28 protein-coding genes are annotated in these 26,068 nt (G+C 44.5%); 6 read left to right on the plus strand and 22 right to left on the minus strand.

The features are described 5' to 3' along the window. Positions 1-18: 18 nt before the first annotated feature. Together BHC43_RS09515 and BHC43_RS09520 are read left to right on the plus strand one after the other, a co-directional pair. Positions 19-1,332 carry an NAD(P)/FAD-dependent oxidoreductase gene (locus tag BHC43_RS09515; RefSeq protein ID WP_100157243.1) on the plus strand — a complete coding sequence of 438 codons (1,314 nt, stop codon included), beginning with the start codon at positions 19-21 and terminating at the stop codon, positions 1,330-1,332. A 67-nt stretch (positions 1,333-1,399) separates the two neighbouring features. After that, positions 1,400-2,182 (plus strand): hypothetical protein, encoded by a 783-nt coding sequence (locus BHC43_RS09520; protein ID WP_100157244.1) that lies wholly within the window; start codon positions 1,400-1,402, stop codon positions 2,180-2,182. 100 nt (positions 2,183-2,282) lie between these two features. Here BHC43_RS09520 and fnr read toward each other — a convergent pair whose 3' ends face one another. Then, on the minus strand, positions 2,283-3,023 hold the full coding sequence (gene fnr / locus BHC43_RS09525) for a fumarate/nitrate reduction transcriptional regulator Fnr (protein ID WP_100140354.1): 741 nt from the start codon (positions 3,021-3,023) through the stop codon (positions 2,283-2,285). Positions 3,024-3,288: 265 nt separating this feature from the next. On the opposite strand from fnr, the gene hemN reads away from it, so the two are divergent. Next, entirely contained in the window at positions 3,289-4,674 is a 1,386-nt protein-coding gene (hemN, locus tag BHC43_RS09530) for an oxygen-independent coproporphyrinogen III oxidase (protein WP_100157245.1), read from the plus strand. A 134-nt stretch (positions 4,675-4,808) separates the two neighbouring features. Here hemN and BHC43_RS09535 read toward each other — a convergent pair whose 3' ends face one another. Beyond that, the gene (locus BHC43_RS09535; RefSeq protein ID WP_218966489.1) at positions 4,809-5,021 is read right to left on the minus strand and encodes a hypothetical protein; all 213 of its coding nucleotides are present in this window, start codon (positions 5,019-5,021) and stop codon (positions 4,809-4,811) included. A 95-nt stretch (positions 5,022-5,116) separates the two neighbouring features. On the opposite strand from BHC43_RS09535, the gene BHC43_RS09540 reads away from it, so the two are divergent. Further along, positions 5,117-5,752 (plus strand): NUDIX hydrolase, encoded by a 636-nt coding sequence (locus tag BHC43_RS09540; RefSeq protein WP_180297476.1) that lies wholly within the window; start codon positions 5,117-5,119, stop codon positions 5,750-5,752. Here the strand turns inward: BHC43_RS09540 and BHC43_RS09545 are convergent. After that, positions 5,741-6,361, minus strand: coding sequence for an NAD(P)H-hydrate epimerase (locus tag BHC43_RS09545; protein WP_100157247.1), 621 nt, complete (start codon positions 6,359-6,361; stop codon positions 5,741-5,743). The genes BHC43_RS09540 and BHC43_RS09545 overlap by 12 nt on opposite strands. A 40-nt stretch (positions 6,362-6,401) precedes the next feature. Then, positions 6,402-6,761: a dihydroneopterin aldolase gene (folB, locus tag BHC43_RS09550; RefSeq protein WP_100151718.1), complete on the minus strand. Its 360-nt coding sequence runs from the start codon at positions 6,759-6,761 to the stop codon at positions 6,402-6,404. A gap of 58 nt (positions 6,762-6,819) precedes the next feature. On the opposite strand from folB, the gene plsY reads away from it, so the two are divergent. Next, positions 6,820-7,422, plus strand: a complete 603-nt coding sequence (gene plsY, locus BHC43_RS09555) for a glycerol-3-phosphate 1-O-acyltransferase PlsY (protein ID WP_100157248.1) — start codon at positions 6,820-6,822, stop codon at positions 7,420-7,422. Positions 7,423-7,484: 62 nt separating this feature from the next. Here plsY and BHC43_RS09560 read toward each other — a convergent pair whose 3' ends face one another. The 5 genes from BHC43_RS09560 to BHC43_RS09580 all read right to left on the minus strand — a co-directional run bounded on the left by BHC43_RS09560 (position 7,485) and on the right by BHC43_RS09580 (position 13,768). Next, positions 7,485-8,159 carry a DedA family protein gene (locus BHC43_RS09560; RefSeq protein ID WP_100140361.1) on the minus strand — a complete coding sequence of 225 codons (675 nt, stop codon included), beginning with the start codon at positions 8,157-8,159 and terminating at the stop codon, positions 7,485-7,487. Between the two features lie 19 nt (positions 8,160-8,178). Next, positions 8,179-9,540: a phosphoglucosamine mutase gene (gene glmM, locus BHC43_RS09565; protein ID WP_100157249.1), complete on the minus strand. Its 1,362-nt coding sequence runs from the start codon at positions 9,538-9,540 to the stop codon at positions 8,179-8,181. A gap of 298 nt (positions 9,541-9,838) precedes the next feature. Continuing rightward, a complete protein-coding gene (gene folP / locus BHC43_RS09570; RefSeq protein ID WP_100157250.1) occupies positions 9,839-10,699 on the minus strand; it encodes a dihydropteroate synthase in 861 nt (286 codons plus the stop codon). Positions 10,700-11,086: 387 nt separating this feature from the next. After that, positions 11,087-13,063 (minus strand): ATP-dependent zinc metalloprotease FtsH, encoded by a 1,977-nt coding sequence (ftsH, locus tag BHC43_RS09575; protein ID WP_100140364.1) that lies wholly within the window; start codon positions 13,061-13,063, stop codon positions 11,087-11,089. A 78-nt stretch (positions 13,064-13,141) separates the two neighbouring features. Further along, complete coding sequence (locus BHC43_RS09580) at positions 13,142-13,768, minus strand: RlmE family RNA methyltransferase (protein WP_100151722.1); 627 nt, start codon at positions 13,766-13,768, stop codon at positions 13,142-13,144. A 341-nt stretch (positions 13,769-14,109) separates the two neighbouring features. On the opposite strand from BHC43_RS09580, the gene yhbY reads away from it, so the two are divergent. Further along, positions 14,110-14,391: a ribosome assembly RNA-binding protein YhbY gene (yhbY, locus tag BHC43_RS09585; protein ID WP_100157251.1), complete on the plus strand. Its 282-nt coding sequence runs from the start codon at positions 14,110-14,112 to the stop codon at positions 14,389-14,391. An 85-nt stretch (positions 14,392-14,476) separates the two neighbouring features. Here yhbY and greA read toward each other — a convergent pair whose 3' ends face one another. From greA to BHC43_RS09650, 13 genes are all read right to left on the minus strand, one after another. Further along, entirely contained in the window at positions 14,477-14,953 is a 477-nt protein-coding gene (gene greA, locus BHC43_RS09590) for a transcription elongation factor GreA (protein ID WP_100140532.1), read from the minus strand. A gap of 804 nt (positions 14,954-15,757) precedes the next feature. Beyond that, positions 15,758-16,288 carry a single-stranded DNA-binding protein gene (locus BHC43_RS09595; protein WP_100151724.1) on the minus strand — a complete coding sequence of 177 codons (531 nt, stop codon included), beginning with the start codon at positions 16,286-16,288 and terminating at the stop codon, positions 15,758-15,760. A gap of 80 nt (positions 16,289-16,368) precedes the next feature. Beyond that, on the minus strand, positions 16,369-16,992 hold the full coding sequence (locus BHC43_RS09600; RefSeq protein WP_100151725.1) for a lytic transglycosylase domain-containing protein: 624 nt from the start codon (positions 16,990-16,992) through the stop codon (positions 16,369-16,371). Between the two features lie 231 nt (positions 16,993-17,223). Next, positions 17,224-17,586: a VacJ gene (locus BHC43_RS09605; RefSeq protein WP_100140369.1), complete on the minus strand. Its 363-nt coding sequence runs from the start codon at positions 17,584-17,586 to the stop codon at positions 17,224-17,226. Positions 17,587-17,658: 72 nt separating this feature from the next. Beyond that, positions 17,659-18,585: an MlaA family lipoprotein gene (locus tag BHC43_RS09610; protein WP_373880593.1), complete on the minus strand. Its 927-nt coding sequence runs from the start codon at positions 18,583-18,585 to the stop codon at positions 17,659-17,661. Next, positions 18,585-18,869: an STAS domain-containing protein gene (locus BHC43_RS09615; RefSeq protein ID WP_100157252.1), complete on the minus strand. Its 285-nt coding sequence runs from the start codon at positions 18,867-18,869 to the stop codon at positions 18,585-18,587. Before BHC43_RS09615 ends, BHC43_RS09610 begins: the two co-directional genes overlap by 1 nt. 2 nt (positions 18,870-18,871) lie before the next feature. Further along, positions 18,872-19,474 carry an MlaC/ttg2D family ABC transporter substrate-binding protein gene (locus BHC43_RS09620; RefSeq protein ID WP_100140372.1) on the minus strand — a complete coding sequence of 201 codons (603 nt, stop codon included), beginning with the start codon at positions 19,472-19,474 and terminating at the stop codon, positions 18,872-18,874. A 52-nt stretch (positions 19,475-19,526) separates the two neighbouring features. Next, the gene (gene mlaD / locus BHC43_RS09625; RefSeq protein ID WP_100157253.1) at positions 19,527-20,036 is read right to left on the minus strand and encodes an outer membrane lipid asymmetry maintenance protein MlaD; all 510 of its coding nucleotides are present in this window, start codon (positions 20,034-20,036) and stop codon (positions 19,527-19,529) included. 24 nt (positions 20,037-20,060) lie between these two features. Continuing rightward, positions 20,061-20,837 (minus strand): lipid asymmetry maintenance ABC transporter permease subunit MlaE, encoded by a 777-nt coding sequence (gene mlaE, locus BHC43_RS09630; RefSeq protein ID WP_100157254.1) that lies wholly within the window; start codon positions 20,835-20,837, stop codon positions 20,061-20,063. After that, positions 20,837-21,637: an ABC transporter ATP-binding protein gene (locus BHC43_RS09635; RefSeq protein ID WP_100157255.1), complete on the minus strand. Its 801-nt coding sequence runs from the start codon at positions 21,635-21,637 to the stop codon at positions 20,837-20,839. The genes mlaE and BHC43_RS09635 overlap by 1 nt, the downstream gene beginning before the upstream one ends. 75 nt (positions 21,638-21,712) lie before the next feature. Then, a complete protein-coding gene (pdxA, locus tag BHC43_RS09640) occupies positions 21,713-22,720 on the minus strand; it encodes a 4-hydroxythreonine-4-phosphate dehydrogenase PdxA (RefSeq protein ID WP_100157256.1) in 1,008 nt (335 codons plus the stop codon). A 2-nt stretch (positions 22,721-22,722) separates the two neighbouring features. Next, entirely contained in the window at positions 22,723-23,682 is a 960-nt protein-coding gene (locus tag BHC43_RS09645; RefSeq protein ID WP_100140376.1) for a peptidylprolyl isomerase, read from the minus strand. Then, positions 23,682-26,015 (minus strand): LPS-assembly protein LptD, encoded by a 2,334-nt coding sequence (locus tag BHC43_RS09650; protein WP_100157257.1) that lies wholly within the window; start codon positions 26,013-26,015, stop codon positions 23,682-23,684. Before BHC43_RS09650 ends, BHC43_RS09645 begins: the two co-directional genes overlap by 1 nt. Between the last annotated feature and the right edge of the window lie 53 nt (positions 26,016-26,068).

Genomic DNA, 26,068 nt, shown 5'->3' on the forward strand with positions numbered 1-26,068 from the left:
CAGAGTCCCACCATACTCATGTCTGACACATTCCTCTCAGCCGAACCAGTACACAGCTATTATCAGGCCAGCCAGCACCAACACACACAATATCCGAGCTTACAAGGTCTCTTAGAAGTAGAAACATGCATCATCGGTGGAGGCCTCAGCGGTATCGGCACTGCCTTACCACTGGCTCAGCAGCATCGCAGCGTTGCCCTTTTAGAAGCAGCACAGATAGGCTACGGAGCTTCCGGTCGCAATGGGGGTCAGGTAATTTATGGCTATGCAGCTGAAATGAGCAAGATAGCCAGTATGATTGGCCAGCAAAATGCACAGACCTTATGGAAGTGGAGCTGCGAAGCCGTCAATCTAGTAGAACAGCAAGTACAGGAATACAACATAGATTGCAACTGGCAGCGCGGCTATGCTCATGTTGCCATTCGCCCGCACCATATGCATGCTTTAACAGCATGGGTAAAGGAAGCAGCCACAAATTACCAGTTTCACGATTATCAAATCTGGAATCAAACTCAGTTGCAACAGCAATTGGCCAGTGAGCGCTACTGTGGGGCTATTTTTGACCAGCTGGCTGGGCATCTGCATCCGCTTAATTACACTCTTGGGCTGGCAAATGCTGCCGCCAGTGCAGGCGCATTATTATTCGAACATTCACCTATGCTCAATCTTGAGCCATGGCATCACGGCTACCGCATCACCACACCAAACGGCTATGTACTAGCCAAAAATGTAGTGTTGGCGGTTAATACCTTTACCCATAGCCTGCACCACCCTCTTACTCAAACACTGGAAAGCAAAATTCTACCGGTAGGCACCTACATGATTGCCACCGAACCACTAGGTGAACAAGCGCATCAGCTTATCCGCAACAACATGGCCGTATGCGATACCCGCTTTGTACTGGATTATTTCCGCCTCAGTGCAGACAACCGATTACTTTTCGGTGGCAAGGTCAATTATTCTGGCCGAGAACCTGCTCAAAAACAACTTACTCGTAGCATGCGCAGCGATATGCTGAAAGTGTTTCCACAGCTGAATGATGTACGAATAGAATATGCTTGGGGCGGACAGGTAGACATTAGCATGAATCGAGCTCCTCATTTCGGCCGTCTCAATCCACAACTTTATTTTTTACAAGGATTTTCCGGTCACGGCGTGGCTGCTGCCGGGCTAGGTGGGCAGATAATTGCCGAAGCCATCAGCGGAGATGACAGCCGCCTGCGCCTGTTTGAAACCATCCCGCATCGAAACTTTCCGGGTGGTACGCTGCTGCGCCTACCTTCACAATGGCTGGGCGTTGCTTATTACCGTCTAAAAGATTTATTACCTTAAATTAAAGAGTAACCAATCCAACTATAGTACAATCAATTCCCAGTTTTAAAATTCAGCAGTAAATTACATGTCCGTTTCCGATACTCATGCCTTTTATCAACACGCTCTAGAACAATGCCTGCGCATACAAACCGGTCTGATGCAAAGCCATACACTGGCAAACGGAGAAAAGGTTTGGGTTCGGCAGGCAGGAGCACGCAACAGCATATGGCGCTATCGCTTATTAAAAATTGTCCAGAAAATCAGTGGAATAGACATTCTACTACCCGTACCCAATCTGGGGGGTACAACCTCATTGCAAACCGAAGCAACCCGCCTGCAAACACTTAGCGCAGCTGGTGTACAGGTACCGGCTATTCTGGCTCAGCAGCCTGATGCTTTAATGATTAGCCACATGGGCGAACACAATCTGGAAAAAGAGTGGAAAAAGCAAAAATCCGAGCCTGAAATCCTGCTGCAACGCTGGCAACTTGGCCTTAACGCGATAGAAGATGTTCACAGGCGCAAACAATATCTAAGTGAAACCTTTGCCCGCAACATGATTTATATCAACCATAACAGCATTGGCTTTATAGATTTTGAAGATGATCCATTGTCTGTAATGACTTTGCCACACTGCCATGCACGCGATTGGTTATGCTATCTGCATTCCGGAGCTCGTTTAATGCAGGATTTTGGCGTTGCCGAACAGGCCAAAGCGTTGTGGGACAGCATTTTGCAACAACAACCGCAAGAGGTGTTTCAGATAGTAGCCAAAAGCCTGCGCAAGATTCGTTGGATGCGCCATTTCAACGCCAACATTTATGGTAAGGACACAATCAAACTGGCCGCCATGGCTACTTTTGCCTGAGCCTAGATTTTCACTTTCATCCTGCACAGATCAAGCATACAAAGCAAAAGGCTGTAGCCATCTACAAAGCTACAGCCTTGTTTTTTACTCAGCTTGAAATTTATCCAACTGCCTTCTGACAATGCATAACCATCTCCTGTAACATCCACGGCTGCAACAGCTGAATATGTTTATGCTCCACCTTGATCCAGCCTTCTTGCTGGAATTTCGACAAAGTACGACTTACCGTTTCCAGCTTTAGTCCCAGATAGCTGCCAATTTCTTCACGTGACATCCGCAAAATAAAATCATTGGCCGCAAATCCACGGAAACTCAAGCGATGCGACAAATTAACCAAAAAGCCGGCCAAACGTTCTTCTGCACGCATATTGCCCAGCATTAGCATCAGTTCCTGTGTGCGGAGAATTTCCTGACTCATCAAACGATAGAAATGTATCTGCAATGAAGGCAACAAACTACCGGCATCCTCCATATTATTAAACGGCAGCTCACACACCTCACTATCTTCCAGCGCCACCGCATCACAGCCATGATTGTTGTTACAAATACCATCCAGACCCAGCAGTTCACCAGACATAAAAAAACCAGTTACCTGATCCCGCCCATCCTGACTATTGACTATCGTTTTAAAAAAGCCGGTACGCACAGCAAAAATCGCTGTGAATGGTTCACCGGCACGAAACAGATATTCACCTTTTTTCAGGCGACGGCTCTGGCGGATAATTGCACCCAGATCAGTGAGTTCACGTTCCTTCAGCATCACCGGCATACAAAGAATATGCAAAGAACATTTCTCACACAGTTTTTGAACTATTTCGCCCTGTTTATGCAATCTGATCATAATTAATTTATTAAATACCGGTTATTTTCTGAGAAAGAACATCTATAACAAACACATTGACACAAATCAAAATTATTTAAAACAATCATTCACTATACTGACATAATCAATTGAAATTTGCATCAGACCCTGTTCTAATGCAGAATAGACCTGATATGTAGCCAATGCTTTACTTTACTCGCGCATGTGCTTATTCTACCACAAATAATTATCACTCTTATCTATTTCCACCGAGCTTGCACGCTAGAATAATCACTACCAACATATGAACACACGACGCTTCAACATCGAATTTGACCGCAACCTCATCGCATCCCTACCATCATCCGGCCCACGCTACACATCCTACCCCACAGCAGACCGCTTCAACACCAGCTTTACCGCAGACCAATTAAAGTCTACCTTACAACAAAACATCGGCATACAGCCTGTATCGCTGTACGTACACGTTCCGTTCTGCAATACCATATGCTATTACTGCGGCTGCAATAAAATCATTACCAAAGACACCAGCCGTGCTGATCTCTATATTCAGTATCTAGACAAAGAGCTGGCTTTACTGGCTCAGAATTGGCGGGGTAAGCCTTTACTGGCACAACTGCATTTCGGCGGAGGTACGCCCACCTTCCTCAATAACGAGCAGCTAAGCCACATCTTTGCCAGCATCAGCCGCTACTTCACACTCACAACAGACGGCGAATATTCAATCGAAATAGACCCACGTAAAGTTACCGCAGATACCGTTGCCCATCTGGGCAAACTTGGTTTTAACCGAATGAGCGTCGGTATTCAGGATTTCAATCCAGCCGTACAGCAAGCGGTTAACCGCATTCAGAGCGAAGCCGAAACTCGGGACGTCATCGAAGCCGCGCGCTGTAATGGCTTTCACTCAGTCAGTGTAGACTTAATCTACGGCCTACCGCATCAGACAGAAGCATCTATGCACTGCACACTCAAACACGTGCTGGAACTAAAGCCGGATCGTATCGCCATGTATCACTATGCCCACCTGCCACATCTGTTTAAACCACAACGGCGCATAGATACCAACGCAGTACCAGACAGCAGAGTCAAACTGGATATTCTGCAAAACACCGTTCAGTACCTGCTGGAACAAGGCTACATTTTTATCGGTATGGATCATTTTGCCAGACCAACCGACGAACTGGCCATCGCTCTGTCAGAGGGACGTCTGCAACGCAATTTTCAAGGGTATTCTACGCATGCTGATTGCGATTTAATTGCTATAGGGGTGTCCAGCATTAGCAAAATTGCCAACATTTATAGCCAGAATGAAAAAGAACTCACAGCCTACTATCAAGCACTAGATGAAGACCGCCTACCGGTAATGCGTGGATACCAGCTCAACGCTGATGATATTCTGCGCCGGCAAGTCATACAGGATTTAATGTGTCGCTTCCAGCTCAGTTTTCAAGATTACCGCGAAGCCATGCAGCAGCCTTTTCAAACCTATTTCGCAGCTGAACAGACTGATTTACAGCAACTTTCGCAATTAGGACTGCTCAACCTCTCGGATGAGCTACTTCAAGTTACCCCCAAAGGACGTCTGCTGATACGCAACATCGCCATGATATTTGACTACTACCTGCGACAAAAACGCACCGAAGCCCAATATTCGCGTACATTATAGCGAGTTGAAGACATCAGCAAGCACTCGTTTACCCGTTGCAAAGCTAATGTTGCCAGAATTAATAAAAGCAACTGCAGCTAGGGTTTGCTTTTACTGAATAATAAATAATTTTAACTGTTAAATTCATTCAGTTCCTAGGGCAAATCACGACGTTTGTAAACAGGTTTTAACTTTTTTTCATTGCGCAGTTCCTGAGCTGCCCAACGTACATCGTACTGCCACGTGTAAAGCAAACTTCCTGATGCTTTTAATTCATGCTCATATTTATCCCATATATATTTACTCACATCTTTAGGCCAACCGGTTCCACCAAAACTATTCAGAGCTTCGATCACCCATAATTTCATTTTTTCTCTTTTAACCATCTCGTACATTCATCGCTTCTGGCTATTTACACACAAAACATATATATATTATATAAATGCACATATTAGCCAATATCATGTTTCCCACAACAGACAGCCTCAAACGATTCTTGCATTACGCCAGTAATCATACAACTGCGCATACGCTACTAAACCAATCCCAGCAATCCTTGCGTCAGTTATCAATTACCTATCGACAAGCTGCAGTCCTAATGCCCTTCGACTGGAATCAAGGCACGCCACAAATCTGGCTCAGTCAGCGCAGTCAGCAGTTGCGGCTGCATAGCGGACAAATTGCTTTTCCTGGTGGACAACTGGAAGCTAATGAAACCCCAATCTGCGCCGCACTGCGCGAAAGTAAAGAAGAAATCGGATTGATTTCCAGCCAGTGGCATCTGGCGGGCACACTACCACCTTGTTATCTACCCAGCGGATTCAAAGTCGTGCCAGTACTGGCCTGGAGTAAAGCTCAATTACAGTGGCAAGCCAATCAGGCTGAAGTTAGTGACATATTTGCTGTGCCCCTTTCCATTGTTCTGGATAGTAGTCTGTATCAGCAAAGCACTTTTCAATACCACCAACTTTGGCTTCCAGTTTATCATTTACACCATCAGCAACGGCATATATGGGGAGCCACCGCAGCTATGTTACTGCACATGGCGCAATGTTATCAGGCATGGTGCAGCAGCAGGCCAGTGGCATCAGTCAGATAAGTCAATGCACTGTATCTCACCACATAAAGGCACTGCCTGTGCCAAACAGTGTGCCGGTTTTAATGCCTGAAAAGCATAAGTCAGCTGTGCCTGAAAACTGCCAGCAGCTACTTTATCCCCATCTCCGGCCACACCACTGGGTATATCCAGTGTCACTCTGAATACACTGGCTTGCGCTACTGTAGCAAAACACTGCCTTACCACCTCAGGCAGCTCACCTCTGAATCCAGTTCCATACACCGCATCCACTATCAGCTGCATTTCTGGCAACACTTTGTTTAACTGCATAGTCTCGGCATAAACCACCGCTGCAGGCAATCGAGCCCTATTTACCTCTGCCAGAGGTGACAATTGCTGCCCTTGCAACCACATAATTGTTACCGGCCAGTGGTGTTCGGACAATATACGAGCCAGCACCAGACCATCACCGGCATTATTACCTCTACCACAAAGTACCAGCGTATGCTGAGGATAAGAAAAACGGTTTATCAAATCAGCAGCGGCGCGACTGCCAGCATGTTCCATCATTCGGGCATAGCTCAGACCAGTTCGGTTTTGCTCATCTTCCCATGCCTTCATCTTTGCTACAGTCCATATCAGAGCAGACATATCTTTTCCTCTACAACATCTACCACTGGGTTCTGCCGGTTCAGACCGCCAGACGCGAGCGCTCAATCAATACACCAACCTCTTTAACACCAGCCAAAATACCCGGTTTTATCACTTTAACTCGTACCCACAAGGCACCAAAACGCGTCAGTATAAATTGCGCTACATATTCAGCCAGCGCTTCCAGCAATAGAAACTCCTCTTCAGCCAGTGCTTCGCGTAAATTTTCTACCACTTTGGCGTAATGAATTGTATCGTCAATATTATCGCTTTGTGCAGCCTGACGGAAATCAGTACCGATATCCAGATCCAGTAGCAACGTCTGTCGCTGCTGGCGCTCCCACTGATAAACCCCAATCAGCGTCTGCGCAGTCATGCCATGTAAAAAGATAGTATCCATGTACAACCCTCTGAGCTAAAATGCAAACCCTCAGATTGTAGACTAAAGAAACCATTTTATGGCCAATTACTTTGCGATTATCGGAGCTTATTTGCTCGGTTCCCTGTCTTTTGCCGTGATTGTGTCGCGTTGCATGGGCATGCCAGACCCGCACAGCTACGGTTCCGGTAACCCTGGAGCCACCAATGTCTTGCGTAGTGGCAGAAAAAGTGCCGCCGCCCTGACCTTGCTGGGAGATGCACTGAAAGGCTGGCTGGCTGTGTGGCTGGCTATCCATTTTCAGACAGCATGGCAAATAAGTAACGATACCATCGCTATCACAGCTATTGCAGTTCTACTCGGCCATATGTGGCCAGTATTTTTCAAATTCAAAGGTGGCAAAGGCGTGGCCACAGCATTGGGTATACTACTTGCTCTATCTTGGCCTACTGCCTTACTCTGTGCCGGTGTATGGCTAATTATGGCCTTTGGTTTCAAAGTTTCCTCATTAGCTGCGCTAATCGCTACCCTGATTAGCCCTTTTATCGCTTGGTGGCTGATGCCGCACACCAGCTGGGTATATGCAGTAGTAGTAATTGATTTACTTGTTCTTTATCGCCACAAAAGCAACATTAAAAACCTGTTTAGCGGCCGTGAAAGCAAAATCGGTCAAAACAAATAAATCATTCAGCCGCAACCAATAAAAAAGACAGTTCGCAAACTGTCTTTTTTATACTACCAAACTTATTTCAAGTCTTGACGCTGCTGTTTACGCGTACGCCTACGTTCACGAATTTCAGCAATCTTACGTTTAAAAAATTGTATACGCTGTCGTTTTTTCCACCAGTAATACACCAAAGCCAGCACACCTACAGCAATAAGCAAATATACCACAGCCTGAAACTGATGCACTTTATGCATCAACCAATCAATATTCTCCGCACCATATTCACCCAGGTAAACCCACACCGGTACTGAAATCATTGCAGCCAGACCATCCATCAGCAAGAATTTCAGAATCGACACCTTACCACTGACACCTGCCGTAATATAAATCGGCGTACGCAATCCGGGCAGAAAACGGGCAATGAACAACACTCGACTACCATATTTATCAAACTTATCCTGTACCTGAGCATAACGTTTAGGCGTCATCACCCGCTGTACGAAACGGAACTTCAGAATACGATGGCCAAACACCCGTCCGGCAGTAAACATCAAGCCGTCGCCCACCAGCACTCCAGCCATACCCACCAAAAACATTGTGTGGACATGTGCATGACCCAGTCCGGCGATTACCCCTCCGGCAACCAGAGTTAGATCTTCCGGTACCGGCACGCCGAAGCCACAAGCTACCAGCACCAGAAAGACCGCAGCATAGCCATACTCAGTAAAAAAAGCTTCCAGCAAAGCAAACATAAAATGTCCGTTCTTCCTTCTATCCGGCCGGACAGATTCTGTCAGCCGCACCTGCTTCAATCGCAGCAGCAATTTTTTCTGCAGCCTGCCGCGCAACTTCATTCTGGCGTGCTTCAACCATTACCCGCACCACCGGTTCTGTACCTGAAGGACGCAGAACTACCCGGCCATCTTCACCCAATTCTACTGATACCTCATCTGCCACGGGATTAGCCACACTTTGCCAGTCCTGCCCAGGCTCAATATGCACATTAATCATCGTTTGGGGAAAAGGCTGCCAATCCGTCAGTATACTGGCCAAATCCAGCTCCAATTCCTGCATGGCTGCAAAGACCTGTAAAGCTGCAATAATGCCATCACCAGTATTATGCTTATCCAGACAAACGATATGGCCTGAAGCTTCTCCACCTAGCGACCATTGATGCTGATGCAACTGTTCCAGAACATATCGGTCACCCACTTTAGCACGGACAAAATCTATTCCTTGCTTACTAAATGCCTGCTCCATCGCCAGATTCGTCATTGCGGTACCCACCACACCACCATGAAGACAGCCGGATGCTGCACGTGCCTTGGCAATAACATAGATTAGCGCATCACCATCGTAGACTTTGCCGGTTTTATCCACCATCATCAGACGGTCACCATCTCCATCCAGCGCAACACCATAATCTGCTTCGTTTTGCAATACAGCTGCCTGAAGTGATTTTGTATAAGTAGCGCCTATTTTCTGATTAATATTATAACCATCCGGTTTATCACCGATGCATACCACATCGGCACCCAATTCATGGAAAACCTTCGGCGCCACATCATAAGCAGCACCATTGGCAGTATCAATCACCAACTTCAGGCCGCGCAGATTAAGATGGCTCGGAAAAGTGGACTTACAAAATTCAATATACCGATCAACAGCGCCATTAATACGCCGCGCACGGCCAAGCTGGCTGGAGGGCACTGTCTGCATTGGTTTTTCCAACTCAGCTTCAATCTCCAGCTCCAGATGATCGCTCAGCTTTATTCCGCCCTCTGCAAAAAATTTAATTCCATTATCATGGTAAGGATTGTGCGAAGCCGAAATCATCACACCACAATCCAGACGTAAAGCACGAGTCAGATATGCGACACCTGGGGTAGGCAAAGGTCCGGTAAGCAGTACATTAACACCAGCTGCAGTAAAACCAGCCTCCATCGCAGCCTCGAGCATATAGCCAGAGATACGGGTATCCTTACCAATCAGTACAGTGGGTTGATGATCCGTTCCATGCTGCACCAGCACATGACCTGCCGCATAAGCCAATTTCAGTACAAATTCAGGCGTAATCGGAAACTTACCAACCTCACCTCGCACCCCGTCCGTACCGAAATATTTCTTTGCCATTACCTGCTCCGACCAAATAAAACAAAATTGTTATTGTAGAACAGGCACGCCTGTTCAGTCAGTAAATAAAATGGTATTTGAGACCTCAAAAACAAGCCATTTTATCTACAGCATACTATTTACCCAATCAATATTAGCCTAACAAATGTGCAGAATACTTATTCTGTAGATTGGCTCAGGAAATCTTGCGTACTAAATGCCAGCATTAAACCGTTTTCTGCCAAACCTACACTTATTCATTACTCAAATGTTTTATCAAAACATAAAAAGCGAAACCATATTGATTAAAGTAGCTAAACTAGAAACCAAAGCCCAAGGCAGACCATATCTGTAAACCCTGCCTTGTTTCGCGCACATCATGGACTCGCACAATAGCTGCTCCGCGTGCCACTGCGGCTACCGCAGCCACCACACTGCCTGCTACTCGCTGTTGCGGCTCACTTTCAGCCGTCAGCAGACCAATCATCGTTTTACGCGATACACCAATCAAAGCCGGACAGCCACTCATTTCCTGCCATGTAGCAAAATTCTGCATCAAAGCAATATTATGCTCCAGCGTTTTACCAAAACCAAAGCCAGGGTCTATTGTCAAACGCTCACGGCTAATTCCGGCCTGTTCACATACCTGTACTCGTCGGTGTAGATAACTTCCTACTTCAGCCACCACATCTTCATATACTGGATTATGCTGCATATTTTCCGGTTTTCCCTGCATATGCATCAAACACACACCCACATCCGGCTGCTGAGACAGCATAGTCACCGCATCAGCATCTTCCAGAGCCTGTATATCATTGATACCATCAGCCAGTTGTGCTTCGAGCAATCGGCGCATCACCCATGCCCGCCGTGTATCCACCGTTACCGGCACATTCCATTTTCTTAATTCACGCAATAGTGGTTCAATCCGAGCCCATTCTTCCTCCGGAGAAACATAATCAGAACCCGGACGCGAGCTTTCGCCGCCAATATCTAAAATATCTGCCCCGTCTTTCAGTAATTGTTCCGCATGATTCAGAGCCACGGTCAGTGAAGTATTGTAACGACCACCATCAGAAAAAGAGTCCGGCGTTAAATTAACAATCCCCATGATTTTTGGCTGCTTCAAATCTATTTGAAATCGGCCACACTGCCAGTGAGCATGCTTTAAATTATTCATAACTAATTACTATCTTTCTGCACTAATTAATAACACTACACCTTAATTACTTTCTTACTAATACAGCTAAGCATCATTGCCGGCACATCAAAACTTTTTGTACTTAGTGTCCATCTCAAACTGAAAAAAAGGCAACTCATTCATACCCATAGACCAGTAGCCTATCAACAGCCTGTGAATATAAAATAAATTAAATTACATATACTTATCATCTAGACGAATTTTTTCATTTCGCTCAATCAGCTTTTATTACCAGCTTATAACATCATCATTCACAAGACTAAATATCGTAACAATAACCAAATATCATAATATGAAAAGTAGTAAACAATACTACTTGCAGATGTAAAAAACGGCAGCTTTGGCTGCCGTTGAAAAACAAATATATTATTGCTCTGACTTCTGCTCTGGTTCAGGCGCTTTCGAGCCAGCATCAGCTGTGTCCGCCGGTACCTGCGCATTTTCACTAGCTGAAGCTTCTGCTACAGGTTGCTCGGTTTCAGCTTCTTTTACAACATTATCACTGTAGTCCTTTGGTGGACTGGGCTGCTTACCGGCCATAATTTCCAGTACCTGATCACGATCAATGGTTTCCCACTCAATCAGTGCTTTAGCCATGGTATGCATCTTGTCACGGTTTTCATCCAGAATCTTATAAGCAACTTCATATTGCTCATCAAGAATACGCCGCACTTCAGCATCCACTTCCTGCATGGTTTTTTCAGAAATATTTTTCGACTGCGTTACGGAACGTCCAAGGAATACTTCATTCTCATTTTCACCATAAACCACCGGACCCATCTTCTTCGACATCCCATAACGCGTCACCATTTCACGCGCAATCTGAGTCGCCCGTTCGAAGTCGTTAGAAGCACCGGTAGACACACGACCAATAAACAGCTGCTCCGCAATACGACCACCAAACAGAATGGAAATCTGATTCAACATCTGATCTTCATACATACTGATACGGTCACGTTCCGGCAACTGCCAAGTCAGACCTAATGCACGACCGCGCGGCATAATCGTTACTTTATGCACAGGGTCAGTATAGTCCAGCGTTTCCGCAACCACTGCATGGCCGGATTCATGGTAAGCAGTAGCTTTTTTCTCGTCCTCATGCATCACCATAGAGCGACGTTCCGGTCCCATATAAATTTTATCTTTAGCATCCTCAAAGTCGCTCATGTCTACTTTAGTTTTGTTGCGACGACCAGCAAACAGCGCAGCCTCATTCACCAAATTGGCCAGATCAGCACCGGAAAATCCAGGCGTACCACGTGCCAGCACCGGTAGATCCACTGATTGATCCAGCGGTACTTTATTAGCATGCACTTTTAGAATCTGTTCACGGCCACGAATATCAGGCAAAGGAACCACAACCTGACGGTCAAAGCGACCAGGACGCATCAGTGCCGGATCCAGCACATCCGGACGGTTAGTAGCAGCAATCACAATAACTGTTGTATTGCTTTCAAAACCATCCATTTCCACTAGCAGCTGATTTAATGTCTGCTCACGTTCATCATTACCACCACCTAAACCAGCACCGCGCTGGCGGCCTACTGCATCAATTTCATCGATGAAAATAATACACGGAGCATTTTTCTTTGCCTGCTCGAACATATCGCGCACACGTGAAGCACCCACACCGACAAACATTTCTACAAAATCAGAACCGGAAATACTGAAAAAAGGTACCTGAGCCTCTCCGGCAATTGCCTTAGCCAGCAAAGTTTTACCAGTACCAGGACTACCACACATCAGAATACCACGGGGCACACGGCCACCCAGCGTCTGATAGCGTTGCGGTGCACGCAGATAATCTACAATTTCCTGAACTTCTTCTTTTGCCTCATCACACCCAGCCACATCGGCAAAGGTAATTTTATTGGCCTCTTTATCCAGTAAACGGGCACGGCTTTTACCGAAAGAAAAGGCACCGCCTTTTCCGCCGCCGCCACCCTGCATAGAGCGCATAAAATAGAACCATACCCCGATCAGCAGCAATACTGGCAAAAGACTGAAAAATAGATTAGTCAGAAATCCCGGTTTTTCTTCCGGAATCACATTGACACGAATATTCTTCGCCATCAGATTACTAACAAAATTAGTTTCCAGCGGAGTCGGCGCATTAGTCGTAAAGGCTGATTTATCGTTGCGCAAGCCTTTAACTTGGAAGCCATTAATCACCGAACCTTCAATATTTACGCTAGCAATCTCACCCTTGTTAACCTGCTGAATAAACTGAGAGTATTCAATCTGCTGTTTACTCTCTTTTTTCTCAGTGATGGCATTGAATGCGGCCATAAGCACAAGCGCCAGCACCAGCCAGACCAAAAGATTCTTTACGGTATTCCGCACTGTCACAAACTCCTAAGGAGGTTAAATAATTGTTGTTTAGAATAGTGATCTGACCCAAACCTACACAGGCACAGGCCGTCACAACTGTTTTTTACCGCGACCAAGCAGATAAACCTCACTAGAGCGATCACGTGAAGCCTTAGGCTTACGAATCATAACCTGAGCAAAGCTATTTTTCATTAGCTGCTGAAACTCTTGCAAACCACTGCCCTGAAACACCTTCACCAGAAAATCTCCATTTTGTTTCAGATGTGCCTGCGCAAACTCCAGACCCAGCTCAGCAAGATACAAACTGCGTGCCTGATCAGTAATGTTATTGCCTGACATATTGGGTGCCATATCACAAATTACAAGATCTAACGCACAGCCGGCTAGCAAACTTTCAAACTGCTGCAGAACATCATTATTCCGGAAATCACCTTGAATAAAATCTACCCCAGCCACCGGTTCCATGGGCAGAATATCCAATGCAAAAACCTTGCCCTGCTTCCCAGCCAGCTTCACAGCAACCTGCGACCAGCTACCTGGCGCACTGCCAAGGTCAGCCACTACCGCACCGGGCTTTATCAGATGATCTTTTTCATTGATTTCCAGCAACTTATAGGCTGCACGAGCTCGATAGCCCTCTTTTTGTGCCAGATGAACATAATGATCATTTACATGCTCATTGAGCCATGCACTGGAAGATTTAGAACGAACACCCATGATACAAATTCTTGAAAAAACTTTATCATTGTATCGTGAAATCGCAACAGAATACAGAGCTTAGCCCGTGTAAAACCGCGAAATTAAGCACAATTAAAAACATGTAGGCCACATCAGCCAGCCTTAAATTATATAAATAACAAATTCTTTAATCTGCTAAAAAACCGATGTTTTACCAATTACCCATTGCAAATCAGGACAGACCTACATTATCCTTTTTTCATAGAAAGAGATAGATATTAACTATAAAAATTTGACCGCCTCAATTAAAATAGCTCAATCTGAACTTAACCTGTGTATCTGCTCAACCAATTAGTCGATACAGCTTTATGGAAACTTAAATGGCAACTGACAAACTAAACAGCAAAGATAAAATGGCATTGAAAGCGCGTGCACATCAGCTGCATGCAGTGGTACTGATTGGCCAGAACAGATTAACACAAGAAATCATCACAGAAACCAGCCGCAATCTGGATGCACACGAACTGATTAAAGTACAAGTGGCAGGGGACGACCGCACTGCACGCGTATCCATTGCCGAAGCTTTGTGCTCTGCAACAGGTGCTGAACTGATACAACATATAGGGAAACAGCTGGTGTTATATCGCCGCAAAACCGAATAAACAAAAAGCGATTCATTCTATGAATCGCTTAGTTATTTGAGCGGTGGCATTTAACCAGAAGAAAAATCAGCACTCAGCAGGCTGATTAAATATAGAAAACCTCTAGAATTTCGTATTCACGCACCCCACCCGGTGCCTGAACTTCAGCCACATCGCCTTCTTCCTTACCAATGAGTGCACGTGCTATCGGCGAACCAACAAAAATCTTAGCTTTTTTGATATCGGCTTCATCTTCTCCAACAATCTGGTAACTCACCACTTCCTCAGTTTCCAGATCCTGCATTTTCACAGTAGCGCCAAATACCACCTTACCATCGGCATTGGTTTCTTTCGGGTCGATAATGTGTGCTAGAGACAATTTGTGCTCAATTTCTGCAATGCGACCTTCAATAAAACCCTGTTTTTCCTTGGCCGCTTCATATTCTGCATTTTCGGACAAATCCCCATGCGAACGAGCTTCAGCAATCGCTTCAATTACCGCCGGACGAGCTACGCTCTTCAGTTCTTGTAGTTCCTGTTTCAGCAAATCAGCGCCCAATATGGTCAACGGAATTTTTTGCATCATATTTCTCCAAGATACCACAGCTAAATACACTTGCGGTATTTCGTATTAATAACAAAAAGCAAGCCGCCCGATTCCGGCGGCTTGCGCTGTTCCATGTATGCTATTTTAGCAGACCAGTATAAAAAATAGCAATGGTTATAACCAAGGCAGCCTGCACATCATAGTCAGTAAACTCACATTAGTATTTAAACTTAATTTAGTTATTCCTGACACATATTTAAGCAAAAATTCAACCCAGATAGGCAAAATTCAACTTAATTATCTTTGACTACTACTCTCTAATACTTTTACTCATTTTCTTGCTCTTTGAATTTGTTGGCTGAAGCGAATCAGTACAATATACAGCTAGTTAAACGAATTGACACATAGGGCAAAATTTACATTTACAGATATGTCCAAAAAGGTTGAGAAAATAAAAATTTTTATATAGAAATTTGCATTATTCAGTACAAAATCCCAAAAACTCACTACCAGTAATACTCGCTATATTTATTGAATAATTTATCGTCAATTTGGTTTGAGAGTAAAAAAATATTCATTTATTATAATATTTTATAATTGTTAGGATAATTTCTCTACTATTAACTAATATCGAATAGTACAAAATTTTTATTTACGATAAAAATATCAATAATTTATAGCTTAAATATACTATTTATCAACCATATTTAATTTATAAATATCATTTTCAGCTGTGGTTAAACGAAATGCCTTTTGGATAATTCATCCAAAAGGCAAAATCTTCATAGAATTTAAATTTCAAATTGCTGATTCAGATAAGAGACAACAAAAAAACCAATATTAAAATGGGATGTCATCATCAATATCATCTATTGGTGCCGGTGCAGGTGCTGGACGTGGAGCCTGACGACGTGGAGCAGCCGGTGGTGGGCTTGAGGCGGCAGGTGCAGCATCATAGCCACCCTGACTAAAATTACCACCCTGAGCATAATCAGCTCCGCCGCCCATCTGATCATAGCTGCCACCTGCTGCGCCTGTATCATTGCGGCTACCCAGCATTTTCATTTCACTTCCGATGATGTCATAAGCCGTTCGTTCGATTCCATCCTTACCACTATATTTACGGCTCTGGATACGGCCTTCGATAAATACCTGACTTCCCTTGCGCAGATACTGGCTGGCAATTTCGCCCAGTTTGCCAAACAGCGTGATATTGTGCCATTCAGTTCGGGTCTGGCGCTCGCCATTACGGTCACGCCACTGTTCATCAGTAGCAATGGAAAAGTTGGTTACGGCATCGCCACTAGGCATATAACGCGTTTCAGGGTCTCGACCCAAACGGCCAACCAGGATGACTTTATTAACAGACATGGTGGTTTCCTAAAATAAGTGCAGGCTGTCTTGCTAGACAACCCATGTTAAAAGTAAATCTTTGCTATTGCAGAATGGGTTCACGCCCATTGCCAGTGCCGCTGCCAAGCGCTGATAACCGCATTTGAATAAGTAGTCCGGCCTAAACTACCATTATACCGCGCAAGTGCGCGAGCCATATTACCATTCTCACGATTGCGATAATATCGCAGAATGGTACAACCATAGCGTAAGTTAGTGCGAATATCGAATAAGTTATGTTCCGGCCGCCCAATCTGTCTGACCCAGAATGGCATAACCTGCATTAAACCACGTGCGCCAACACCTGAAATTGCATATTGACGAAAACGGCTTTCTACTTCTATCAGACCGAGTATTACCTGCGTATCCAGACCGGCGCGCATGGCTTCGTATTGAATATTAGTCAGTAAACGTTTGCGCGCATAATCATCTGGAACATATGGCGTCAGTCGTGTTGACATCGCGTTTAACCAACGACTGGCCTCTGCCGCAGAAGCAAATATAAGCCGTGGCGGATTAGCATTGCTGACTGCATTCCGCATTACAGAAGCCACATCATCAGAAAGCGTTTCCTCGCGTTGTGCACCAGCCATAGCAAGGCGAGGCAGAGTTGCTCCAAATACCACTGCACTGCCTGCTAGAAGCAAATGTCGACGCGATATCGACTTACTACTGTGCTGCATATGGATAAATTCCGAATCTATACGGTGGACAAACCGTTTTGAAATTTTTGGTATACATTAGGTGTGATATTTTAAATCATGTTATTAGGATTAAAGTATTGGTAAGAGAATATAGTTTAACAGATAAGCAAAAGGATTTTTCAATACAACAGAATAAGGGCTGAGAACAGTCAGACAATGCAAAAAAGCCGATGCATAACATTGGCTTTTTTAATAAATGATTTCTCTAGTTTAATTCAAGGTAATTGGTACAAAAGCTTCTCGTGCCAGTTCTTCCTGTGCTAAATCAGTGACTACGGTGGAAATTTTTATTCCAAACCAGCTTTTGAATATCTCCAGATTTATGGCTGGCCAGAGATTTTCATCCTCACACCAGTCCGCTAGCTCTGCAGCAAAGATATCCTGATAACGCTCTTCTATTTCCACCCATAAGTCATCTATATTTTCACAGGCAGAAGTCAGATAAGCATTTGCGTCCTGCTGTAATACTTCAAGTGACAATTCATCCAGATCTATATTCGGCAGATTTTGAAGCCATATCCAAAAAGGATCAAGCGGTACAAGCAAAAATACACTGCGGTTAACTTCATACATATTTGTATTCCTGTTGTGCTACGAGCTGAATTTCAATTAATAACTGGCGTTTTAACAAGATAGTATACAGCTTTAGTGCATATCCCAGTAAGATGAAACAGATGGCACTGCACTTTCTGGTTGAGCTTTATCGGCTGATTCATCTGAAATAGTTTCAGCCTTATCAGCAGCAGTGTTGTCAGTAGAAACAGCTGCTTTATCGGCTTTCACAACCGGAGCTTTGTCAACCTGTTTTGCAGCTTGCGGCTGAGTATTAGCTGTATCACTGCCAGGAGCAACCAGAGTATCGATATCATCATCGTCGTCATCGTCATCATCTGGAAACAGTGTTCCGCCTACCTGCTTATTGCGTAGTTTCATATACACATCACGCATATAGGTGTAACGATCCAACGCAGCATCATTCAAACTGTCCGTTACATCCAGTAAGCTTTCACGAGTGGCAACACCATTCAATCCGGCCAGACTCCAACGTATTGCATCATCCTTAAAAATGGCATTTTCAACAGGAAAGGCGTCTGTAATAGTGCTGCCTATACTATCGCGCACAGTAGAAGGTCCAAATATCGGATAAACAAAATAATTACTGTTTTTCCAGCCCCAAGAAGCAAATGTGTCACCAAGAGTATTTTTGTTATTTGGAATTTGGCCTGCGTCAGCAATATCCAGTAATCCACCCAAACCAAAAGTAGTATTGATCCCTACTCGAACAAAATCTGTACTGGCTTTCTCAATATCCAGCCGCAGCAAATTACTACCGAAACTAACTACATCTCGCAGATTATTGAAAAAGTTGTTCACTCCGGTTCGTACCGGAGAAGGTGTAACTTTACGATATCCACGTGCAACAGGTGTCATGATGTATTGATCCAAGTGATCATTGATATTAAACATCACCCGGTTATAACCTTCATATGGATCTTTATAGGGCTGATCTTCAGCCCAGCCCGCCTGACACAGAAACAACAACAGTGTGGTAGCCAGTAATTTTTTTTTAATCATTGTAACGATTCCTCTACACCGTACAGTGCCATTAGGGTAATCAGCCCTGCCGGCACACCGGCGATGTGCAACATAAATTTCTGTCTGTGTGCCAATCTTTTAGCAGCCACAAGTAAAGCTACACAGGCTGAATCGGCTTCGGTCACCCCACTGACATCCACTTTTTCAATCTCACCATTGCGGATACAGTCACTGAACTGCTTATAATCGTTCTCTCCTACTGTACTCATGGTAACTTTGTCATGAATCATCAGGGTTTTTCCCTGCACAGTGGTTTGCATAATTATCTACCGTTTTTAGCACGTAACTCAGCTACCAGGCCATCGATACCTTTCTGGCTAATGGTCTGATTAAATTGGTTACGGTAAACAGTAACCAAACTGGCACCTTCTACAGCAACATTATAAATTCGGTACATATTGCCAGACTGATACATTGTGTAATCCATACGTACTGGCTTACTGTTAGGAGTGGTGACATCCACACGTACAATAATTTCACGCCCGTTTTTATTAACAACAGGATTGTTGTATACATTCGCTTTTGCGTTTCTGAATTTGAGCATGGTACCGGAATAGGTACGAATCAGTAGTGTTTTAAATTCTTTTGTCAGATCCTGTTGCTGGGCAGGTGTAGCAGTACGCCAAGGTGCTCCAACGGCCAGAGCAGTCATGCGTTCAAAATCAAAATAAGGAATGGCATAATTTTCCGCCTGACGCCGTACCTGCTCGTCATTTTTACCATTAGCGGCCCCCAGTATATCTAATACTTGAGTAGCATTCTCCTTTAGCTGGCTTACAGCCTGTTGTGGCGAAGCAATAGCCATGCTGATACTCATGATACAAATGCTTAATGCACCCAAAAATTTAGATTTGTTTAGTTTCATTATAAATAAGCCTTAAAATTAAATTTTATTAGATTTACAACTTCAATTGCTTTTATTCACTGGCAGCAGTGCTGTCAGCCGTTTTTTTGTGATCATCTTTAGCGTTGCCTTCAGCAAAATTGGTCATAAATTTTCCAATAAGCTGTTCCAGAACCAAAGCAGAGCTAGTAATGGTAATGGTATCTCCGTCGGCCAGATTATCTGGATCTCCACCCTGCTCCAGCCCCACATACTGATCACCGAGTAATCCGGAAGTCAGGATTTGCGCAGAAGTATCTGTACTAAATTGGTACTGTTTATCAATTTTTAAAGTTACTTTTGCCCAATAGGTTTTTGGATCAAGTACTATTTTGTCTACCCGTCCTACCACTACACCAGCAGCTTTAACTGGAGCCTGTGCTTTGAGCCCTCCAATATCACTGAATGATGCAGATAAAGTATAAGTAGGCTGTGAAGAACCGACACCATTTCCACCTGCTACACGAAAAGATAAAAACAATATTGCCACGATGCCTATTAAGACAAATAGACCAACCAGCATTTCTAGACTGTTTTTTTTCATATCATTATCCTGTTAATCCATATCTTATTTGGTAAACATCAGTGCGGTCAGCATAAAATCCACTGCCAGAATGGTCAGGGAGCTGGATACCACGGTTCGTGTATTGGCACGCAGAATACCCTCTGAAGTCGGTTGTGCATAAAAACCCTGATAAACTGCAATCAGTGTGACGATCACACCAAATACCAGAGATTTAATCAGGCCGTTTACCACATCATAATAGAAATCCAGATTATTCTGCATCTGCCCCCAAAATACACCGTCATCCATACCAAAATATTTTACGCCGATCAGATAAGCACCATAGACACCGGCCACATTAAAGATGGAAGCCAACAAAGGCATGGAGAGCACACCTGCCCAAAACCGTGGTGCCACAACTCTAGCCACTGGATCAATGGCCATAACATTCATGGCTTCCAGCTGCTCTGTTGTTTTCATTAGCCCGATTTCACTGGTCATGGCACCTCCTGCGCTGCTGGCAAATAGAATGGCTGCCAGTACAGGTCCCAGTTCGCGCAGCATAGCAGCAGCCACCATATATCCCAATATATCAGCCGATTTAAATTTCGCCAGCTGTGTATAAGCTTGCAATCCCAGCACCATACCGACAAATAGGCCAGATACGGCAATGATGATAATGGAAAGTACCCCAGAAAAATACATTTGCCTTATCATCAGTCCCGGCCGGCGTAACACTGTTCCGCTGCGCAACAACGCAGCAAACAGAAATAAAGTGGCGCGCCCAAGGTGCTGGACAAAACTGAGGGTTTTTGCACCCAGTTCTTCTATAGCTTTCATCACGCGATGTCTAAATCCTGTTGTAAGGTAGTGGTTGCCGGATAGCGAAATGCCACCGGCCCGTCAGCCTGACCATGTATAAACTGATTTACCCATGGTGAATCCAGTTCACGCATTTGGTGTGGTGAACCGGAAAAAATAATTTCCCCATGTGCCAGAAAAACCACATGGCTGGCTATATCCAGTGATTGCTGTATATCGTGTGTCACCATTACACTCGTGGTTTGCAAAGCTTTGTTTACTTTACTTACCAAGCCTGCTATCACACCCAGCGAAATTGGATCCAGACCGGTAAATGGTTCATCATATAGCAATAAGGCCGGATCAAGTGCAATAGTGCGTGCTAGTGCCACTCGGCGGGACATACCGCCGGAAAGTTCGGACGGCATTAATTTTTCTACGCCACGCAAACCTACCGCATTCAGCTTCATGATTACCAGATCATGAATCATGCTTTCTGGTAAATCAGTGTGTTCGCGCATCGGAAAAGCCACATTATCGAAAACCGACAAATCTGTAAACAGCGCACCAAACTGAAACAGAACACCCATATTGCGGCGATGATGATACAACTCTTCGCGGCTGAATTTAGCAATATCGCGGCCATTAATCAGCACCTGTCCCTGCTGCGCGGTAATCTGACCAGTAATCAAGCGTAGCAAGGTGGTCTTACCGCTACCAGAACTGCCCATGATTGCGGTAAAACTTCCTTGCTCCAGCTTAAAATTTATGTTTTTAAGAATGGGTCGATCGCCATAGGCAAAAACCACATCCTTCATTTCAATAAACGGCGTAGCCATATCAGTATTTTCCATGCCGTACGTTAATCTGATTTTATGATGTCTGCCCGTATTTATCAATTACGGGTAAGTGCATTATTTGAACTTACTTCTGTGACACATTTCAATCGCACTGCTGACCGCGGCAAATAAACTGCTGCTGCTGGCTTTCCCCGTCCCGGCAAGGTCCAGAGCAGTACCATGATCTACTGAAGTACGTATAAATGGTAATCCCAGAGTGATATTCACTCCTTCGCCAAAACTGGCATATTTTAATACAGGCAGTCCCTGATCATGATACATAGCCAAAACCGCGTCTGCTTCTTTAAGCATAAATGGCTGAAATAGTGTATCTGCTGGAAAAGGGCCGCTGACTTGCATATTTTGCTGTTGCAACTTCTTAATCACAGGAGTGATAATAGTATTTTCTTCATGTCCCAAATGTCCGTTTTCTCCGGCATGCGGATTGAGTCCGGCAACAAGAATGCGTGGTTGTGACAGACCAAATTTATGCTGTAAGTCACGATGCAGGATAATAAGAACTTCTGTCAATAATTCAGCCGTCAGCGCATCAGCTACTTTTCGCAATGGTAAATGAGTTGTAGCCAGAGCTACTTTCAAACCGCCTCCAGCCAGCATCATAACCACTAAGGGCGTATCACTTTTTGCTGCCAAATATTCGGTATGTCCACTGAAAGGTATACCGCTATCATTGATGATTCCTTTGTGTACTGGTGCAGTGACCATGGCCGCAAATTCACCCTGTTCAATACCTGTATATGCTCTATTTAGCAACTGCAATACATAATCTGCATTGTGAACATCCAACAAACCGGCCCGAACTGGTACTTGCACGGGAATATGACAAATTTCCAGCATCCCTTTTTTCGGTTGAGTATCTCGCTGATAAGACTGAATGAAAATATGTTTACCCAATAATGCAGCCCGCTGCTCCAACAGCTGTTTGTCACCCAGAACCACAATGCGTACCGGCAAATCAGCGCCAGCCAGATCCAAACAGATATCAGGACCAATTCCTGAAGGCTCGCCACTGGTAATGGCAATCACAGGCTGCTGATGAGAAAAATTCACCCCACTCACCATTTTCAGTCCTGAGGTCGAACATTGATATATGCCTGATCCTCCAATTGCTTCAGGAAATTCTGTAATAATAGTTCTCGTTTTTCCTGCACCAGCACTGCACGCATGCCATTACGCTGACGTTCTGCTGGAGTGTCATTGCTTCTGACATCAATCAATCGAATTACATGCCATCCGAATTGAGTACGAACTGGCATCGATATCTGTCCCGGCTGTAAAGATTTAACAGCCGCCTCAAACGGCGGGACAGTTTCACCATCTATAATCCAGCCCAAATCACCACCATTTTGAGCACTGCCATCTTGAGAATACTGGCGAGCTAACTGTTCAAACGATGCACCAGAACGTGCCTGCTGGGCAATCTGCTCAATCAGTTTGCGAGTAATATCATTATCATTTTTCAAGAGAATATGTTGCACATGATAGGAATATGCTGTGATAGGTGGAGGTAAAGGACGACCCTCCTGCTGAGCACGGGCAATGGCATCATCAATTTCAGCATCACTTACCTGACTTTTACCCATCACTTCACTCTGCTCTATTTTTTGAGCTAAAAGATTTTCAGTCATGGTGCGTCGCAGTTGATTTTCACTGATACCTTCTTTGGCAATACGCTGAATTAGCTCTTTAGCCGTCATATGGCGCTGAGCGGCAAATTGTTCAATTGCTTCATTTACATCGGCATTACTCAAACGAATATTGGCACGTTTGGCCGCTTGTACCAATAAATCTTTGCGTATCAATTGTGCCAGTGCCTGCTGCTCTAAATCAGCTGCACTAACTGATTTGCCTTTAGGCAGTTGTGAACGCATCTGATTAGTCACCAAATCCAGCTCTTGCTTAGTTATTACATCATCATTGACGACAGCAACAATGTTATCAACCGGTTTGATATCTAGTGCCAGTGCAGAAGGAATGGCCACGGCCATTATGCTTGTTGCCAACCATTTATGTATGCGCTTCATTAATGTTTTACCTCGTAAGTATTGCTGTAACCGGGAATTTGTGAACCAAGCTGGCTAAGAGGACCATTACCCACTCCGGTCAGGTCTCGCAACTGTAATTGAAATAATACGGCGGTTTTACGTTTTTTATAGTCATCTGTATAGCGTGCACCGACTAGGCCCGCACTCCAGCAGTGGCAAGGACTCTGATATTCCAGACCAATGGTCTGATTAAGGGTGACACTGTGAGCAAAATCATAATTTTGACGCGCAACAAGATAATAATTGCGGCTTACCGGCCACTGGACTCCTACATCAATAGAACGCATTTTGCCATAAACATCATCATAGAGATTTTCATCACGACCATATTTGTAACGAACACTAATGGTTTTACCAGGTTTTGGCGTGTAGCGGATGCCAAAATTATAACTTTCAGATGTTTTCAGATCCTGATTGTAATGCCATTTGGATTCAGCAGTAATGTGATTACTCAGAGCCGCACGACCAAAAGCCACCATGTCTGAGCGTTTGCGTTCTTTGTTTTTCGGAGTGTTTTCATTCAGTTTAACATTATCATCCTGAAAATAAAAACGCTGGCCAATACCGGCCGCAAATCGTTCAATGCCAGTAGTACTATCATATACACGTGATTGCAATGCAGTAGTCAGAAAATTAGCCGCATTGATTCTATCCTGACCGGAATACCGGTTTTCACGGAACAATTGATCATAAGTAAAACTGTTTTCAGCTGTATCAAATAAGGGCATATCTTCTTGATTGCGTCGTGGTATATATGTATAGAACAAGCGTGGTTCCAGTGTCTGAATAAACCCTTTATGCATGTTTCTAGTTTTCCACAACCGCTCAAACGTCATACCTGAATCTACGCTGAGCAAAGGAACTGCACGATCCATGCTGCGTTTATCCTGATTATTCTGTTTGCTCATATCGTAATGTGTGGCATGGAAACTCAGCTTAGGCCGTACATATCCCCATGTGGTAGAGTAATCAGCGGTCAAAGATGGAAATAATACCAGCCGCGTACCATTCGGATATTTATTCAGCCAATCTTTATGACCCGTTTCTTTACCTTCAAATCGGGTAGCTTCTGCATATACATTTACGGCGTAATGGTTGCCAAAGTAACGGTTCCATGTGGCAGATAGGCGTGGCAGGCGTGAATAAGGTTGATCTTTATAGCCACTGGTAGAAGCCAATGTCTGATATTTTTGCACCATCAGGTTACCGTCAAATGTACCACCCCATATATCTTGATGATAATTTAGCCAAGCCTGTTGGTTCAGATTTACACTACCACTATCACCGCTCCAGAAATCTCGGCGATAATCATCATCTGAAACCTGATGATAATCAATGCCGCCGCTTAAGCCTTTTGCTAGCTGTTGAGTATGGGTGAAATCTACTTCAGCACGATTTTTGTGGCTACTCTTCTGGTCACTGGGTACCCAGTCAGCACTAAGCTGTCCCTGATATTTCGGTTGTAGATAGCGAAAATCACCTCCGAGTTGGATACCACGGCTACTGATTAAATGGGGTCGGATGGTAGCATCATAATTTGGAGCCAGATTCAGATAATAGGGGGTCATCAGCTCAAAACCATCAGAACCGCCCTTAATGGTTGGAGCAAGAAAACCGCTCTTACGGCTGCCATTTAGTGGAAAATCAATCCATGGTGTATAGAATAGAGGAACCCCGCCAAACACCAGTGTTGCATTACGAGCCACACCAACGTTTTTATCGTAATCCAAATCAATACTACCGGAACGAATATACCAGCTGTCATCACCTGGATTACAGGTATTGAACTTGGCACTTTGCAAACGATAGCGATTTTTACCGCCCATCTGTATTTCGTCACCAACGCCTTGTAGACGACGGTTGTCCTTTTCCATTTCAAAGCGGCCGGCATCACCCACTCCGGTACTTTTAGCCATGTCATAAGTTACATGCTCGCCGCTGACGCGGCTTTCACCATTATCCAGTGTAAAGTGGTCTCCAGCTTTGATAATCTGGCTTTGCTGATCATAATCAGCCCAGTCTGAGTTCAGGGTGACATCATTACGTTCTATAATCACATTGCCTTTGGCATGCACTTGCACTTGTGATTGTCCATTGACGTCATCAGCTACAACCCGCGTTACGTCTGTACCCGGATTGGATTCACCACTGCTTTGCACAGGTTTGACAAAGTGTTTCGGACGCTGAGGTGCGGTACAGACATTACCCTCACCCATAGAAAGAGGAGAAGCAGCCAAAGCTAGTGCTGGAAAAGCACAAAACACAGTTGTTAAGGCCAAGGCCAATGGTTTGGGGGAAAATATGTAGGACAAAGTATCACCTAAACGGCTTTGCCAGTTAAAATAGCGTTTATTTTAACCTGAAA

Source organism: Snodgrassella alvi, from assembly GCF_002777855.1.
In the GTDB taxonomy this organism is placed as follows: Bacteria; Pseudomonadota; Gammaproteobacteria; order Burkholderiales; family Neisseriaceae; genus Snodgrassella; species Snodgrassella alvi_E.

Bases quoted from the DNA above. Each gene is read 5' to 3' on its own strand.
- BHC43_RS09515 (WP_100157243.1), top strand. From the start codon at position 19: ATGTCTGACACATTCCTCTCAGCCGAACCAGTACACAGCTATTATCAG.
- BHC43_RS09520 (WP_100157244.1), top strand. From the start codon at position 1,400: ATGTCCGTTTCCGATACTCATGCCTTTTATCAACACGCTCTAGAACAA.
- fnr (WP_100140354.1), bottom strand. From the start codon at position 3,023: ATGATCAGATTGCATAAACAGGGCGAAATAGTTCAAAAACTGTGTGAG.
- hemN (WP_100157245.1), top strand. From the start codon at position 3,289: ATGAACACACGACGCTTCAACATCGAATTTGACCGCAACCTCATCGCA.
- BHC43_RS09535 (WP_218966489.1), bottom strand. From the start codon at position 5,021: ATGAAATTATGGGTGATCGAAGCTCTGAATAGTTTTGGTGGAACCGGT.
- BHC43_RS09540 (WP_180297476.1), top strand. From the start codon at position 5,117: ATGTTTCCCACAACAGACAGCCTCAAACGATTCTTGCATTACGCCAGT.
- BHC43_RS09545 (WP_100157247.1), bottom strand. From the start codon at position 6,361: ATGTCTGCTCTGATATGGACTGTAGCAAAGATGAAGGCATGGGAAGAT.
- folB (WP_100151718.1), bottom strand. From the start codon at position 6,761: ATGGATACTATCTTTTTACATGGCATGACTGCGCAGACGCTGATTGGG.
- plsY (WP_100157248.1), top strand. From the start codon at position 6,820: ATGGCCAATTACTTTGCGATTATCGGAGCTTATTTGCTCGGTTCCCTG.
- BHC43_RS09560 (WP_100140361.1), bottom strand. From the start codon at position 8,159: ATGTTTGCTTTGCTGGAAGCTTTTTTTACTGAGTATGGCTATGCTGCG.
- glmM (WP_100157249.1), bottom strand. From the start codon at position 9,540: ATGGCAAAGAAATATTTCGGTACGGACGGGGTGCGAGGTGAGGTTGGT.
- folP (WP_100157250.1), bottom strand. From the start codon at position 10,699: ATGAATAATTTAAAGCATGCTCACTGGCAGTGTGGCCGATTTCAAATA.
- BHC43_RS09580 (WP_100151722.1), bottom strand. From the start codon at position 13,768: ATGGGTGTTCGTTCTAAATCTTCCAGTGCATGGCTCAATGAGCATGTA.
- yhbY (WP_100157251.1), top strand. From the start codon at position 14,110: ATGGCAACTGACAAACTAAACAGCAAAGATAAAATGGCATTGAAAGCG.
- greA (WP_100140532.1), bottom strand. From the start codon at position 14,953: ATGCAAAAAATTCCGTTGACCATATTGGGCGCTGATTTGCTGAAACAG.
- BHC43_RS09595 (WP_100151724.1), bottom strand. From the start codon at position 16,288: ATGTCTGTTAATAAAGTCATCCTGGTTGGCCGTTTGGGTCGAGACCCT.
- BHC43_RS09600 (WP_100151725.1), bottom strand. From the start codon at position 16,992: ATGCAGCACAGTAGTAAGTCGATATCGCGTCGACATTTGCTTCTAGCA.
- BHC43_RS09605 (WP_100140369.1), bottom strand. From the start codon at position 17,586: ATGTATGAAGTTAACCGCAGTGTATTTTTGCTTGTACCGCTTGATCCT.
- BHC43_RS09615 (WP_100157252.1), bottom strand. From the start codon at position 18,869: ATGCAAACCACTGTGCAGGGAAAAACCCTGATGATTCATGACAAAGTT.
- BHC43_RS09620 (WP_100140372.1), bottom strand. From the start codon at position 19,474: ATGAAACTAAACAAATCTAAATTTTTGGGTGCATTAAGCATTTGTATC.
- mlaD (WP_100157253.1), bottom strand. From the start codon at position 20,036: ATGAAAAAAAACAGTCTAGAAATGCTGGTTGGTCTATTTGTCTTAATA.
- mlaE (WP_100157254.1), bottom strand. From the start codon at position 20,837: ATGAAAGCTATAGAAGAACTGGGTGCAAAAACCCTCAGTTTTGTCCAG.
- BHC43_RS09635 (WP_100157255.1), bottom strand. From the start codon at position 21,637: ATGGCTACGCCGTTTATTGAAATGAAGGATGTGGTTTTTGCCTATGGC.
- pdxA (WP_100157256.1), bottom strand. From the start codon at position 22,720: ATGGTGAGTGGGGTGAATTTTTCTCATCAGCAGCCTGTGATTGCCATT.
- BHC43_RS09645 (WP_100140376.1), bottom strand. From the start codon at position 23,682: ATGAAGCGCATACATAAATGGTTGGCAACAAGCATAATGGCCGTGGCC.